The organism is Xanthomonas sp. 3793 (genome assembly GCF_024806835.1).
GTDB classification, from domain to species: Bacteria; Pseudomonadota; Gammaproteobacteria; order Xanthomonadales; family Xanthomonadaceae; genus Xanthomonas; species Xanthomonas arboricola_F.
Genome location: NZ_JANTYU010000004.1, coordinates 38270 through 53727 on the forward strand (window position 1 = coordinate 38270; position 15458 = coordinate 53727).

The 15458-nt window shown below is 66.3% G+C and carries 8 protein-coding genes; 2 read left to right on the forward strand and 6 right to left on the reverse strand.

What is annotated here, in order from left to right; translation table 11 throughout:
- Window positions 1–8 precede the first annotated feature (8 nt).
- Window positions 9–3476 carry a LamG-like jellyroll fold domain-containing protein gene (locus FHY18_RS13760; protein ID WP_259156042.1) on the reverse strand — a complete coding sequence of 1156 codons (3468 nt, stop codon included), beginning with the start codon at window positions 3474–3476 and terminating at the stop codon, window positions 9–11.
- Window positions 3477–3694: 218 nt separating this feature from the next.
- Between FHY18_RS13760 and FHY18_RS13765 the strand changes: the two genes are divergently transcribed.
- Window positions 3695–5659: a glycoside hydrolase family 97 protein gene (locus tag FHY18_RS13765; RefSeq protein ID WP_259156043.1), complete on the forward strand. Its 1965-nt coding sequence runs from the start codon at window positions 3695–3697 to the stop codon at window positions 5657–5659.
- A 434-nt stretch (window positions 5660–6093) separates the two neighbouring features.
- Window positions 6094–7587, forward strand: a complete 1494-nt coding sequence (locus FHY18_RS13770; RefSeq protein WP_259156044.1) for a neprosin family prolyl endopeptidase — start codon at window positions 6094–6096, stop codon at window positions 7585–7587.
- Window positions 7588–7864: 277 nt separating this feature from the next.
- Here FHY18_RS13770 and FHY18_RS13775 read toward each other — a convergent pair whose 3' ends face one another.
- The 5 genes from FHY18_RS13775 to FHY18_RS13795 all read right to left on the reverse strand — a co-directional run bounded on the left by FHY18_RS13775 (window position 7865) and on the right by FHY18_RS13795 (window position 15222).
- Complete coding sequence (locus FHY18_RS13775; protein ID WP_259156046.1) at window positions 7865–9379, reverse strand: carboxylesterase family protein; 1515 nt, start codon at window positions 9377–9379, stop codon at window positions 7865–7867.
- The gene (locus tag FHY18_RS13780) at window positions 9376–10281 is read right to left on the reverse strand and encodes a TrmH family RNA methyltransferase (RefSeq protein WP_259156047.1); all 906 of its coding nucleotides are present in this window, start codon (window positions 10279–10281) and stop codon (window positions 9376–9378) included. The genes FHY18_RS13775 and FHY18_RS13780 overlap by 4 nt, the downstream gene beginning before the upstream one ends.
- Window positions 10278–11771 carry an alanine/glycine:cation symporter family protein gene (locus FHY18_RS13785; protein ID WP_259156048.1) on the reverse strand — a complete coding sequence of 498 codons (1494 nt, stop codon included), beginning with the start codon at window positions 11769–11771 and terminating at the stop codon, window positions 10278–10280. The genes FHY18_RS13780 and FHY18_RS13785 overlap by 4 nt, the downstream gene beginning before the upstream one ends.
- A gap of 355 nt (window positions 11772–12126) precedes the next feature.
- Window positions 12127–14802, reverse strand: a complete 2676-nt coding sequence (locus FHY18_RS13790; RefSeq protein ID WP_259156049.1) for a M1 family metallopeptidase — start codon at window positions 14800–14802, stop codon at window positions 12127–12129.
- Window positions 14803–14916: 114 nt separating this feature from the next.
- The gene (locus FHY18_RS13795; protein WP_259156050.1) at window positions 14917–15222 is read right to left on the reverse strand and encodes a hypothetical protein; all 306 of its coding nucleotides are present in this window, start codon (window positions 15220–15222) and stop codon (window positions 14917–14919) included.
- Window positions 15223–15458 lie beyond the last annotated feature (236 nt).

Consider the following 15458-nt stretch of genomic DNA (forward strand, 5'->3'; position numbering starts at 1 on the left):
TGGTGCCGCTACGGAAGCCCGTTGGCAGCGCCAGTTGATGGTTCGACATTCCAGCCGCGCACTTGCAGCGTGGCGTTGCGCAGGGTGTCCGCAGACGGGCCACGGATTTCCACCTCGCGCTGCTCGCCCGGCACCAGGCTCAGATAGTTGTCGCTGTAGTACGCCGGCAGGATGCGTTGGCCTTGCGCGTCCACCAGAGTCAGCTTGGTGTTGAGCGCCACCTGTTGCGAGGCGTTGCGCACGGTCGCGCGTAGCACCGGTTCCGCACCGTCTTGCAGCTGCGTGCCGAGCTGCACCGGCACTGCCGCCAGCGCATCCAGGCCGCGCATGGCCGCCGCATCGCGTGCCACCCAGTAGAAATTGCGCGAGCGCACCACCGCATCGCGATCGAGCAATTGCAGGCGTACAAAGCCCAGCCCGTTGGTGTCCTTGAGCAGCGGCGCCAGTTGCAGTACCGGTGCCGAGACCGCAACGGGCGCGGCGTCCACCGCCTGTTCGCGTTGCTGCAGCAACGTACCGTCGGTGCCGTAGATCTCTGCACGCACACGCAGGCCGCGCACCGGGTCGCTGGCATTGTTGACTACCACCACTTCATGGCCGGGCAGGTTCATCTGCACATGCAGCATCTCTGCCGCGTTGCGCACGCCGTAGTAGGCCGCGTGGGTGTCGTAGTCGTGGCTGTAGATCTGCCACATGTTGCTGGGCCAGGCCGGATGGCTCATCCACAGCAGGCGCCCGCTGTTCTTGGTCCACAGCTGCGCGTTGAAGCCTTCGAAGATGGCGCGATGGGTGTCGTAGTTGAGCAACTGCGCCTTGCGCTCGAAATCTTCCAGGCTGGTGGGCACACCCAGCTTGTCGGTGAGCGAACGCATGAAGCTGGCGGTGTCGCCGTTACCGGACTGGTGCCAGTCGTGATAGGCCCAGGCATCGCCGATCGGCCACTGATCGCCAGCAGCAGGTATCGAAGCCTTGAATGACTCCAGCGTGGAGAACGACGGCGTGCCCACCTCCACCGAAAAGCCCTGCGCCAACGCATTGAAGTAGGCCACCGGCTCGCGGTAGTTGTACGGGCCGCTGCCTTGCAGATTGACCTGGTTGGAACTGCCGGTGTACCAGCGCGTGCCGTCCAGTTCGGCGACCAGCGCATCCAGGCCTTCGTTGAGGATGGGCGCGGGCACGCCTTCGTTGCGGCCGAACCACAGCACGATGGACGGGTGGTTGCGGAAGCGCTTGATCACCTCGGAGGCGTTGTCCAGGAACAGCGCCGCATCGGCCGGCTCCATGTTGTAGTTCTGGGTGGACTGCCAGAAGTCGTTGAAGACCAGCATGCCGTATTCGTCGGCCAGATCGAAGAAGCTGGCTTCGGTGTTCTGCCCCACCCAGTTGCGCACCACGTTGAAATGCGCATCGCGTTGCAGGCAGAAGTACGGCTCCAGCCGCTCGCGCGAGACGCGCTTGCGCCAGTCGTCCATGCCCCAGTTGCCGCCCTTGACGGCAATGCGCACGCCATTGATGCGGATGGCCAGGTAAGGCGCCAGCGCGTCATCGCTGAGCGGCGTGACTGCCGGCGATGCCTGCGCGCCGGGATAGAACGATTGCGCATCGCCGCCGGGCACGGGGCGGATCGCACTGTGGCGGGCATCGACAATGCGTTCGCCACGCTGACGTGCCTTGTTGAAATCCACCAGCACGCGGCGCAGCGCACCGTCCTGGTCGAACAGCGACAGCTCGTAACTGACCTCGCGGATGCCGAAGCGCAGCTGCTGCGTGTCCGATGGCGTACCGGCCACTTCGACGCTGGCCTGCAAGGTATATAGCGCAGGCTCGCCATAGCCGTTGGGCCACCACAGGCGCGGATTGGCAATCGCCAGTTCCGGCGTGTCGGCGGCGCCGAGCGTGAGCGTTGTACCACCGGCCGGCACATTGACCTGCCGCCGGATGCGCACCTCGCCGATGCCCAGTTGCAGGGTGCCCTGCACCGCCGCGGCACTGTCGTTGCGCAATGGCACGCTGATTTCGAGCTCGGCACGCCGGTGATCCGGAGCCAGCCGCGTCGTCACCACCCGGGTGTCGCCAAGCGCCAACGGCCCGGTGGCATGTAACTGCACGTCCTGCCACAGGCCGGCGTTGCGATCGCGTACCGCCGGAATCCAGTCCCAGCCTTCGCTGGCGATGAAGGTCGGCCCATCCAGCGCCTGCACACCGCCATTCTCGCCCACGCCTGCGGTCATCGATTGCTCGTGCGCGATGCCGGGATGCGGCGGCGGCGAGACACGCACTGCGATGATGTTGCGGCCAGCCTTGAGCTGCTTGCTGACATCGAAGCGGCCGCGTGCGAACGCACCGCGCGTACGCCCGACCTGGGTGCCGTTGACCCAGACCTCGCCCGCATAGTTGATGCCGTTGAACAGCAGTTCCAGCCGCTTGCCCTGCGCTGCAGCAGGCAGATCGAAATGGCTGCGGTACCACCAGTCCTGCCGGCTCAGCGACTCGGGAATGGCCATGTTGTTGAGACCGATGTCCGGGTCCGGATACACGCCCCGATCGACCAGCGTGGTGAGCACCGTGCCTGGCACCGTGGCCACGTGCCAGGCCGCGCCGCCGTGGTCATCACCGCGCGACAGGATGGCGCCAGTGGCCTGCCCCAGATCCGGTGCCGCAGCCAGTTGCCACGCACCGACCCGCCATGCCGCAGCATCCAGCGGCTGCAGCGCGGGCGTCGGTTGTACCGGCTTGGCCACCGGCGCAGAGAAGGCCGCCGCACTGCGCGGCAGCGTTGCGGGCGCCTGCGGTGCGACCTGGCCAGCCATCTGCCTGACCTGGACCTGCCAGGCCGGCGAGGCGTCTTCGAAACGCTGCGGGGCCTGATCCGGCACCTTGGCCGCAAGCTGCACGATGGCCGGCGCATCCAGTGCAGCGGAATGCGCAAGAAAGCCGGCAATCTCGCCACCGAAGTGCTGCGTATAGGCGGCGGGCTGCTCGCGCGGACCGAACATCAGCACGGGCGCGACCGCACTCTGGCGGACTGCGCCACTGGCGACCTGACGGCCATTGGCGTAAAGCGTCAACCGCCCGCCTTTCGCCACTGCAGCCAGCTGCGTCCAGGCCCCCGCAGGCAGCGCCTGCTTGCTGCGCAACACCGTATCTGCGCCCTGCACGAAAGCGAGCCTGCCGTTGTCGATTGCGAAGTAACGCCCGGCCGATTTCGGATCGCCCAGACCGGCGATCAATGCCGGGCCGGCATTCGCACGCGAGGGACGCACCCAGCCTGAGATGCTCCAGTCCGCGTCGGCAGCCAATCCTGGCGCATCGGCGGCTAGCTTCTTTGCCAGCCCCATCCCGCCCGCCAGCACGCGGACATCGTATGGACCGGGCGACTGCACATCGGCGGGCGCAGCCTCCACTGCAGCCCAGGCCATGCAACCACACACCACCCACAGCGCTCCACGGCGGAACGCCTTGCGAACCATCAGCATTAGAGGCCTCTCCCAAGCTCTACTGCCAAGCAACGGTGCACACCACTCGCACGCAACCGACAGACGACTCGCAGTCGTGGTGTCGCTTGCTTTCGAATGATGCCGCCCGTGGCTGCCGCCCCTGTTTCAGCGGCCATGGTGCGAGGTAACGTTACCCCAGGTGGATACCGACAACAACCGTTCTGCGTTAGGGTTGGCGCTCCCAGGAGGAGGGACTCATGCGAAACCTGATCCATTCCGCATTACCGGCGGCGTGCGCATTGCTGTGTGCGATCGCGCTTCCTGCAGCTGCGCAGCGTTTGCAGGTGCAGTCGCCCGATGCACGTACGCAGGTGGAATTGACGCTAAGCGACGGCGGCGTGCCGACCTATCGTGTGCTGTATCGCAACAAAGTCGTGCTCGACGACGCCCCGCTTGGACTGGATCTGGGCCGCGCCAATACGCTCGGCAAGGCGATGACGCTGCAGGGCAGCACGACCGACACGCATGACAGCCGGTTTGCCTTGGCCGTGGGCAAGACGCGTCAGGCACGCGACCACTACCGCCAATTGCGCGTGCAGTTGTCCGATCCGCAACAACGGCGCCTGACGGTGGAATTGCGTGCCTACGACGACGGCGTTGCACTGCGTTATGTGCTGCCCGATGCCGGTGAGGTGCGGATTCGCAACGAGCTCACCAGCTTTGCGTTTCCACGCGACTATTCCTGCTGGACCTTGAACCTGGGCCGCTTCGGAACCAGCCATGAGGGCGAATACGATGCGATCCCCGCATCCAGATTGCGCCCGCACAATCTGCTCGAGTTGCCCCTGGTCTGCCAGACCGATGCCAGCGGCACCACGCTGGCGATTGCCGAGGCCAACCTGCGCGATTACGCCGGCCTGTATCTCACCGGCCGCGAGGATGGCGACCTGGGCGTATCGGCAAAATTGTCGCCACGCTTGGACAACCCCAAGCTAGCGGTCAGCTTCGACGCCAAAGGCAGCGATTTCGCCACCCCGTGGCGGGTGATCATGCTCGGCGACAACCCGGCCAGCCTGATCGAATCCAACCTGATTTCCGCACTCAACCCGCCGCCGGCCTTCAATGTGAGCTGGGTGCGCGCGGGCAAATCTGCGTGGGATTGGTGGTCCGGCTCGCTGGCCAGTGGTGTGGCCAATCCGGGCATGAATACCGCCACGATTCAGCGCTATATCGATCACGCCCAGCAATTGAAACTGCAGTACATGTTGATCGACGACGGCTGGTATTTCGGCAGCACCGGCGATGGTCAGTACAACGTCGATGCCGATATCCGCAGGCCGGTGGAGCAACTCGATCTGCCGGGCCTGGTCAGCTACGCCCGTCAGCGTCACATCGGGCTGTGGTTGTGGGCGCATTGGCGCGCGCTCGATGCGCACATGGACGAAGCGCTCGCCTGGTACCAGCAACTCGGCATCAAGGGCATCAAGGTCGACTTCATGGACCGCGACGACCAGCAGATGGTGGACTTCTACCATCGCCTGCTGAGCAAGGCCGCCGAACACAAGCTGTTGGTCGATCTGCACGGTGCGTATCACCCCACCGGCCTGACCCGCACCTATCCCAATTATCTGACCCAGGAAGGCGTGCTCGGCGCCGAATACAACAAATGGACCACGCGCATCACCGCCACGCATAACCTCACGTTGCCGTTCACGCGGATGTTGCTCGGGCCGATGGACTACACACCGGGCGGCTTCCGCAATGTGCGCCCGGCCGAGTTCAAGATGCAGCACATCGCACCGCAGGTGATGACCACACGCGCGCAGCAGCTGGCAATGTACGTGGTGTACGAGAGCCCGTTCGCAGTGGTGGCCGACAGCCCCGAACAATACGCAAACGTGCCGGCAGCGCAGTTCCTGCGCGATGTCCCGGCAAGCTGGGACGAAACCCGTGCACTGCAAGGCGCCATCGGCGAGCACATCGCGCTGGCGCGGCGCAGCGGCAAGGACTGGTATGTGGGCGCGATGACCAACGAGCAGCCACGCACCTTGACCTTGCCGCTATCGTTCCTGGGCAAGGGCAGCTGGACCGCAACGATCTACGCCGACGGCCAGGCGCCCACCGAGGTCCACATCGAGACCCGCAAGCTCACCCGTGAGAGCAGCCTGCAACTGGAACTGGCTGCAAACGGCGGCGCGGCGGTACGGCTGCAGAAGAAATAAGCGCGGCGATCTGGGCCCGCGACGCCCCCTTTGCCATCTGCAGAGGGGGATGGGGATACGACGGCGATGTGCAAGGATCACTCCCGCTATCGCGCTTGACCTGTCGAATGGCAGGTCGATAGCAGCCCGGCATCTCAGCAACACTACAGCTGCATGGGCGTGATCGTGCGCACTGTTGCGCAGCGGCACCGCGCCGCACATCGCCTGGCGCGCGTGTGCAGCGGACATCCGCTTAGCGCATTGCGCTTGCCGTGTGCCTGGCGTCACGCAATCAACGCATACGGATATTTTTGCAAAGCATACGTTTTAGGATGCGCGCACCTTCACCGCAGGTCGAGCCGGCTGTCCTCCGGCTCGACCTGCGACGTGATGGCGCGGCCTGCATGGTTCGCCGCATGCGGGGCCGTTTCATTCCGGCGCCAGGAAACACTCCCATGACGTTACGTTCAAAGCGACCGATGTCGATCGGCCGCGTCGTTGCTGCGCTTGCCATTTGCACCGCAGCACCCGCCAGTTTCGCAGGCACGCTGCTATCGCCCTCCACCTCGGCTGCAGATGATCAACGTATCGATGCGCTGATGCCGCCGCTGCTGCACACGCCCGCCTCCGCACGTGTTGCGCCCGAGCCGCGTGCAGGCATGCCGCGCAGTACTGCGGCTGCGGTATCGCGCGCATTTCCGTCGGTCACGCAGGAGTTCAAGCAATTCCTGGACGCGCAGGCACAGCTCAGCTACGCCACGCGCGCGGTGACCGCCAAGGTCGGCGGCCCGGCGGACTTCGCGCAGATGCAGCGGTATCTGTTCAATCGCTACAACGGCCTGACCGTGCTGCGCAGCGTGCATCAGCGCGGCAAGGTGTTCGACTGCATCCCGCTTGCGCAGCAGCCTGCGTTGCGCGATGGCAGCGTGCCTGTCCTGCCACCGACTATTGCGGCCGGGGTCAGCACTGGCGCTTCACTCGACGCAGCGCAGCGCTGCGACGCGGGCAGCGTGCCGTTGCAGCGCATCGGCCTGGCCGAGATGAGCCAACACGCAACGCTGCAGGCGTTCTTGCGCGGCACCACACCGCGTGCGAGCGCACCTGACCGCCCCGCACTGGCACCGGCCGCACAGGATGCCGCGTCGGTGGTGCACTACTACTCCACCATCTACCTGGACACTGCCGGCTCGCCGGTGACCGGCGCCGGTGCCGACCTCAATACCTGGGTACCGTCCGTGCGCGCCAACGATGCGCAGTCGATCAGCCAGATCTGGCTGGGGGGATACACCCCGCAAGGGCAGATCCAGACCCTGGAAGCCGGTTGGCAAACCCAACCTGGCGCAGGCTGGGGCACCACGCCGATCCTGTTCATCTATTCCACGCAGGATGGCTACATCAGCACCGGTTGCCATAACCTGGATTGTGCCGACTTCGTGCAGACCAGCACGGCGAATGTGCTCGGCGCCGCGCCAGCCGACGGCTTCAGCACCGCGGGCGGCAAGCAGGCCATGCTGCATGTGGAATTCCAGCGCAATACCGACGGCTATTGGTGGTTCGGCTTGAATGGCGAATGGATCGGCTATTACAAGGCCGAGCTCTATACGGGCGACATCGCCGATGGCAGCGCCAGCATCTTCATCTCGGCCGGTGGCGAAATTTCCACCTGGGATGGTCGCCCCAGCGCACCGATGGGCAGCGGGCGGTTCGCATCGGCCGGCTACCGGCAGGCCGCGTTCCAGGCCAATCACTTTTATCGCGATGCGACCATGGTCACCCGGCCTGCACAGCGGTTGTCATCGCTGAATGTGGAGCAGCCGTCGTGCTACACCTTGGCGATCGCCGGTTACGGCTATCCGTATGCACTGGGCGCCGGCGTTTCCCGCACCAGCCTGTCGCCGGAGATGCAGAGCGGCGGCATCTACTTCGGCGGGCCGGGCTGCGCCCGCTGAGTCGCTGAGTCGTTGCGAACGCGCGCACCGCTGCAGCGCGCGCATTCGCCTGGCGGCCACGACATGGGCCGGCATGCGGTTATGCGGTAGATGCTGAAACGTCGGCACTGCAGTCACCCCGTCAGCATGCAGCCAGCGAGGCAGTGGTTTGTTGGCATGCCCAATGGAAAGCCTCACCACGGCACGCGCATCCACGTCTTCTGGTTGTCCTTGCCGGCTTCACACAGCCGGCAAGGACGCACCACGCCGCTTGCCAGCCGTGGCAATGGGCGCCGGCTTACGGCAAGTCCACGCCTGCGCACACTGCCGGGCGCGCATCCTTGATCTGCTGCACGCCGCGCGCATCGAACTGTAGCGCGGCATGTTTCGGCGCGAATGCCGGCCACGCGGGCAAGCCCTTGGCATTGGGATTGCCACGCTGCACGAAGGCCGCCCAATACCGTTGCAGGCTCACCGGTGGCTGCCCGATAGGCAGGTTCTTGAACAGGAACGGCAGCTCGGCGCTGTGGGTCACTTGCCCACCCGGCGCGGCGGTGTCGAACACGTAATGCCACACCGGCACGCCCAGTGCGGCCTGGTGCTGCGCGACAGTCACCGCCGGGCAGCGGAAGGTGAGGTCGGTGGACAGCTGCATCGCTGCATCGCCCTGGCGCTCGGCCCGTTGCGCCGCATGCGTGCGTTGCGCCTGCAACACGGCCTCGGCGCGATCGGGATAGTCGCGACGCAGACGCGCCTGTGCGCCCTTCTCGCCACCGTAGGTGAGCTCCTGCACCACGTAACCGATCAACAGCGGCACCTTGGCCTGTGCGCCACTGGCCAGCAATTGGGCCGGTGCGCGCGGCAGCACGCGCCCATCGACGACGGCTTGCAACCAGACATAGCCGTCGTCGTCCAGGGCCGGCACGTCCACACCCTGCCCGGCCTTGAGCAACTGCTCCACCGGCAACGCGCGCAACTGGCTCAGACGGGTGGCCGCATCGTCTATGCCGGCGCGTTTGGCGATGGCAGCGCCCAAGGCGCGATTGTCTTCCAGGCTGCGCGCCGGCAGCCCGAAACCAGCGGTACCGCTTTGTTCGATCGCCGCAGAAAACAGGCCACGCGCAAGCGGGCTGAGCATCAGCAAGCCCACATCCTGGCCGCCGGCCGACTGCCCGGCGATGGTGACCCGTGCAGGGTCGCCGCCGAACTGCGCGATGTTGTCGCGCACCCAGCGCAATGCGGCGATCTGGTCGAGCAATGCGTAGTTGCCGGCCGCTTCGTTGTCGCCATCGCGCAGTTCCGGCAGCGACAGGAAGCCCAGCGCGCCCAGTCGGTACTGCAGCGTCACCACCAGCATGTTCTGCGCGACAAGATTGGTGGGCAGATGCCCGTCGGCACCGCCAGCCACATTGGCGCCGCCATGGATCCACACAAATACCGGCAACGGGGCTGCCGGCTGCAGCGTGGGTGTCTGCACTTCGACGTAGAGGCAGTCTTCGCTGCCGCGCCTGGCCATCGCGTCGTTCCAGCCCAGCGCGGGCTGCACGCACGGCGTGGCCGCCTGCGTGGCGTCGCGTACCTGCGTCCATGCGGTCGCCGGCTGCGGTGGGCGCCAGCGCAACGCACCCAGCGGCGGCGCGGCGAAGGGGATGGCACGGAATACCGCGCTGCCGTCGTCCTGCCATTGCCCGCGGACCACGCCATGATCGGTACGCACTTCCGGCGGCGCTGCAGCAACGGTGGCCGCGGCAGCAGACGCGCTGCCACTCAGCATGCAGCTGGCGGCAAGCAAACAGGCAGACAGGCGCATCACAGTTCTCCGGGGTTGACGCGGGCGCGCCAGGCGGCCTGGAACACGGCGGTGGCCGAGGCCACGTTGAGGCTTTCGACCTTGCCGCTGCCGTGGATGGAGAGCTGCAGATCGCAATCGCGGGCGAACTGGCGGTCCATGCCTTCGCTTTCGGCGCCCATCACGTACACCAGACGCTGCGGCAACGCGGCGGCAAACACATCCTTCCCACCCTCGACCAGCGTGGCGGCCACCGCAAACCCGGCCTGACGCAATTGCGTCATCGCCAGTGCCGTCTCCGGCAGTTGCACCAGCGGCACGGCTTCGGCACCGCCTTCGGCCACACGTGCCGCAGCACCGGACAAGCCCAGCGTGGAGCCAGCCGGCAGCAGCAGGCCCGCCACACCGAAGTGGGCCGACGAGCGCAAGATCGCGCCGAAGTTATGCGGGTTGCCCACGCCATCCAGCCACAGCGCCAGCACCGGGCCTTGCGGCAATGCCGCGAGCCACTCCTGCAGCGGCTGCGGCGGCACCCGCAACACTTCTGCCACGATGCCTTCGTGATGCGTGCTGGACGCCAGCTTGGTGAGGTCGGCGTCTTCCACCACGCGGTAACCCAGACGCTGCGCCACGCACCAGGCCAGCAAGGCCTTGAACTGCGGGATGCGCGCTTCGCTCAGGTAGATCTTGCGCAGCGCCTGCGGGCGCGCCTTGAACACCGCCTGGATCGCATTGATACCGTACAGGCGCAGCTCGCGCGCGGTGTTGGCGTTGGCAGCGGCCGGTGCGGCAGCGGCGGTGCGTGCCGCAGGCGCAGCCGGCGCGGGTGCGCGTGGTGCCGCACGGCCCCACGGGTTGAGCGGCGCAGCGCCGCTGCCGGTGGTGTCGCGTGGCGGCCGGGCGCCACGTCCATCATGTTGTTTCATCGTTGTGTCCAGAAATCCGCGTTCTTGATGCCAAGCCGGACCGGATCGAAGACCGGATCCAGCCCCTGGCGCTTTTGCCGTTCGTAATCCTTCAAGGCCAGCATGGCGGGCTTGTGCAGGATCAGGATGGCGATGATGTTGAGCCAGGCCATGACGCCGACGCCGATATCGCCCAGCGCCCAGGCCAGCTGCGCATTGTGGAACGCGCCGAAGATCACCATGCCCAGGATGCCCAGGCGCAGCAGCAGCACGGTGAGCGGCCGGCGCCGGTTGCCATTGATGTAGCTCAGGTTGGTTTCGGCCATGTAGTAATAGGCCATGATGGTGGTGAAGGCGAAGAAGAACAACGCCACCGCAACGAAGCCCGCGCCCCAGCCCGGCAGCACCGATTCCACCGCCGCCTGCGCATAACCGGGGCCTTCTTCCACCCCGCTCAGGCCGGCGTACAGGCCGGGCTTGGCGCCGTCGGGCGCGTACACGTTGTACTTGCCGGTGGTGAGGATCAGGAATGCGGTGGCGGTGCACACCATCATGGTGTCGAAGTAGATCGCAAACGCCTGCACGTAGCCCTGCTTGGCCGGATGCGACACCTCTGCCGCTGCAGCGGCATGCGGCCCGGTGCCCTGCCCGGCTTCGTTGGCGTAGATGCCGCGTTTGACGCCCCATTCCACCGCCAGCCCCAGCAAGGCACCGAACGCGGCGTGGCTGCCGAAGGCGCTGCTGAAGATGGTGGCGAACATGCCCGGCACGCGCTCGGCGTTGAGCACCATGATGACCAGCGCCATCAGGATGTAGCCCATCGCCATGAACGGCACCACGATTTCGGCGAAGTTGGCGATGCGCTTGACGCCGCCGAAGATGATCACCGCCAGCATGCTCGCCACCAGGATGCCGATACCCAGCTTGGCCGCATCGCGCATCGGCAGGCCCATCCACTGCCCGTCCATCGCACCGCACAGGCTGGTGCCCCGGCAGGCGTTGATGACGCTGTCGGCGATTGCGTTGGCCTGTACGCCCGGCATCAGGAAGCCGGTGGCGATGATGGTGGCCACCGCGAAGGTGAGCGCGTACCACTTCAGCCCCATCGCCTTTTCGATGTAGTACGCCGGGCCGCCGCGATAGCGGCCGTCGGCATCCTTGATCTTGTAGATCTGCGCCAGCGTCGATTCCACGTACGACGTGGACGCACCGAGAAACCCCATCACCCACATCCAGAAGATTGCGCCCGGCCCACCGAAAGCGATGGCGGTGGCGACGCCGGCGATGTTGCCGATGCCGATACGCCCGGCCATCGACATCGCCAGCGCCTGGAACGAGGACACCCCGGCATCGGACTTCTGCCCGCCCACGGTGAGGCGGATCATTTCCACGAACCCGCGTACCTGCATGAAACGGGTGCGGACGGTGAAGTAGACGCCTGCTCCCAGGCACATGAAGATCAGTGCCTTGCTCCAGACGATGCCGTTGATGCCATTGATGAGTGCTTCCACGCAATCTCCCCGAGTGCTGGATCGTGAACCCCAGCATTAGTGGGGAGTGGATCGATTCTGGCCGAAAGCGCCGCACGATGCGACGTGCGGGCACGCCGCGCCATCAACGCGCGCCAATGTGCCGGCTGTCCATATGCAACTCGTGTGCGCCGTGATGCGGCATCGGGGGGGCGCGCCGCATGCTCTGTGCAGCGACGCCAGCGTCGTGCGGAAGCTTGGCCGCGACCGGCTTCACGTCGCGAGGGATCGTCGATGAATGCGGGCGGTGCACCCGAAACCGACCTGTACACGTGGCACAGGCCGAGTCCGTGCAGCGCTCGCGACCGCGCGGCGGCGCGGTCGCGTTGCTGGCCGCTTAGCGCTTGGCGGCCTGTGCCTGCTTGAGCGCGGCGCACAGGCGGATGGTTTCGCCGGTCTGCGCCAGGCCGCGGTCGGCACCGCTGAGCTTGGCCAAGCGCGGCTGGAAGAAGGCATCCAGGCGGTCGGCGTCTTCTGCGCTGCAGCCGCCGGATGCGCCGAGCGCCGGCAGACCGCCGCCGTCGAACGACCCGCTACGCTGCACGATGCGGTCGAAGTTGGCGGTGAACCACGGCCACATCGATGCGTGCGAATTCTCGTAGCTGTTCCCACGCATCAGCATGCTCTTCATCTCGCCGACCTTGATCGCGTCGGTCAACGCAAAATCGCGCACCTGGGTGAGCAGCCCAGGGTCCTGCACCGCACCCAGTGCGGCGATCATGGCGTTGCGCTGCGCAGGGTCTGCGTGGGTGCGCAAGGCCTCGATCAAGGTCTGCACCGCGGGGGCGCCGCGTTCCTGCGCGGTGACCGCCAGCACAGTGCCGAGCAGATCCGGGTTGGCCGCAGAGAAATCCAGCGCCCCGTTGCCACCGGCCAGCACCGCATCGCCCTGGGCGAGCAGCGCCTTGCGCACTTCCGCGTTCTGCAGGCGCAGCGCGAACAGGCCGGCCAGCGACGAACGCAGCGTGGTGTCGTCGATCGACTCACCGCTACGCCGCGTGTAACCCAGCTGGCGCAGACGCGGCAGATAGGCCTGTTCGGCGGCCTTGCGCAACCCGCCGCGCTGCGCCTCGGTAGTGGCCTGGTAACGCCAGATCCACACGAAGCGATCCACCAGCGCGGTGGAGACGTCGGACGATGCAGACGGTGCCAGCTGCTCGATCGCCATCAACACCGCGTCGCTGTCGGCATCGCCGTGGCGGTAGGCCGCATCGATGGCATCGGCATAGGCCAGCTGCTCGTTGTCGTCGAGCTGGGCGACCTGCTTGCCGAGTGCGGCCAGCTGCTTCTTGGGCAGGCTGAAACGGTAATAGCCGGCGCCACGCGCATTCGGAAACACCCAGGTGTTCTTGCCGGCGCCGTCCAGCACGATGCTGCCGCTGCCGTCTTCCAGCAGCTGACAGGCGGTACCGACCTGGTTCTTGCCCTTGCCGTACTTCACGCACACCGGCACGCCCCACTGTTGTGCAGTGGAGCCGGTCGAACCCAGCGGCAAATACCGCTGCTGCTGCAGCTTGACCACGGTCTTGCCGCCTTCGCGTGCCACCTGGGTCTGCAGGTAGGGCACGCCCGGCTGATTCAGGAAGCTGCGGAATGCCGCCTTGAAGTCTTCGCCCTTGCCGGCGGCATCGGCGATCGCATCGACCAAGTCGTCGGCGGTGGCGCTGCCGAACTTGTGCTTGGCGATATAGGCGCGCATGCCTTCGCGGAACACGTCTTCGCCGACGAAGGCTTCGAACATCGCCAGCACCGCCGCACCCTTCTGGTAGGTGATGCCGTCGAAGGCGGTTTCGATATCGCCATTGCCGGTGATGGGCTGACGGATCTTGCGCGCGCTGACCAGGCTGTCGTTGTCCATCGCATGCTGGGCGCCGCCGATGCGGTCCAGGTTGGCGCGGTATTCCGGGTGCAGCTGCATGGTGATCTTCTGCTGCATCCAGGTGGCGAAGGCCTCGTTGAGCCACAGGTCGTCCCACCACTCCATGGTGACGGTGTCGCCGGTCCACTGGTGCGCCAGCTCATGCGCATTGACGTTGAAGGAGCGCTGCACGTTCTCGGCCGGCGAATCCTTGTCCAGCAACAGCAGCCAGTCGCGGAAGGTCACAAAACCGGGGTTTTCCATCGCACCGGCGCTGAAATCCGGGGCAGCGACCAGATCGAGCTTGTCGAACGGATAACCGAAGGCGTAGTAGTCCTCCAGTGCGGCGATGATCGCCGGGGTCTGGTCCAGCGCCGGGGTAATGCGCGGGCCCTGGCCCTGGGCGGCGATCCCGCGCAGCGGGGTCGGGGTGGGGCGCTGCGGGGTGGCCGGCATGGCCGGCACGTCCACCACGTCCCACGGGCCGGCGGCGTAGGCGACCAGATAGGTCGGCAGCGGCACGGTCGGGGCGAAGCTCACCGTCTTCCAGCCCTTGCCGGCCGGCTTGGTCGAGGTGGCGATGGTGTTGGCCAGCGCCTGGTCGTCGGCGGGCACGGTCAGGCTGAGGTCGAACGGGGTCTTGAACGCCGGCTCGTCGAAACCCGGGAACGCGTAGCGCGCACTGATCGGCTCCATCTGCGTCATCGCATACGCCTTGCCCTGGTACTTCACCTGATACAGGCCCTGCAGCTGCTGATTGAGCGGCGCGCTGTAGACGATGTCCACGGTGAGCGTCTGCGGCTGCAGCGTGCGGCCGAAATCCAGCCGCACCACACCGGTCTGCGCATCGGCATCGACATAGCGTGCGCTGAGCGCCTTGCCCTTGGCCGGCTTGACCGTGGCCTTGCTGACCTTGAGCTCCTTGCCGTGCAGCCACAGATGGTCGGACGCCTGCTTGAGCTGGACGCGGATGGTGGTGCGGCCACTGAACTGCGCCTGCTCCGGGTCGACCTTGATCGCCAGGCTGTAGCGCTCGGGCACCGCCCAACCCGGCAGGCGTCCATTGGGTACCGGCTCGCCGGACGTCTGCGCGAGTGCGCTACCGCAGCACAGCGCAAGGAGAGAAGGAGCAAGCAGGCAGGCAAGACGACGCATGGGCAATTCCGGTCAGGTAACCGCCGAAGTCCACCATAGCCGGGCATGCCTGTCATGTGACCTTAGTCATTGCGCGGCCGAAGCGATGGGCGCGCAGCCGCCCGCCAGCGCGCGCTACGGCAGCGGCCACAGCACGACCATGTCCACCACCAGCAGCACCAGCGCAATGCTCCCGAGCAGGGCTGCACGCAGGATCGGACACCGCAGCGGCGCTGCGCCGCGTGCTGGTTCGATCGAGCGCTGCCGGTGCATGCCCGTTTGCGCAGGCGGTGCCGCAGCGGCATCAGGCGGTTGCGCTGTGCCCGGCGTCGTAGCGCCTGCCGAGCGTGCAGCGACATCGCCAGCGCGCGATGCAGCGCAATGCGGACACCGCATGCGCAGCGTGGACGGATCGGCATCGATGAAAGGCAGCGTCTGCATCACATGCACTCCTGGGCTGGATTGCGGCATCTGACTCGATCACGCGGCAGCGTTGCAGGCAGTGGCCAAGACGCTCCCGGCAAGGCGATACCGGGCTGCGCCGCGTCATCGCATCGATGACGCTGGCCTGGAACTGACGCGCTCGATGGGCACAGCCTGCGCCCGGAGGTTTGGGTTTTGTTTGCGGTGCAGCCAAATGCAAACGCAGCGATCAACGCCGGTGCCGCAGCATCCTC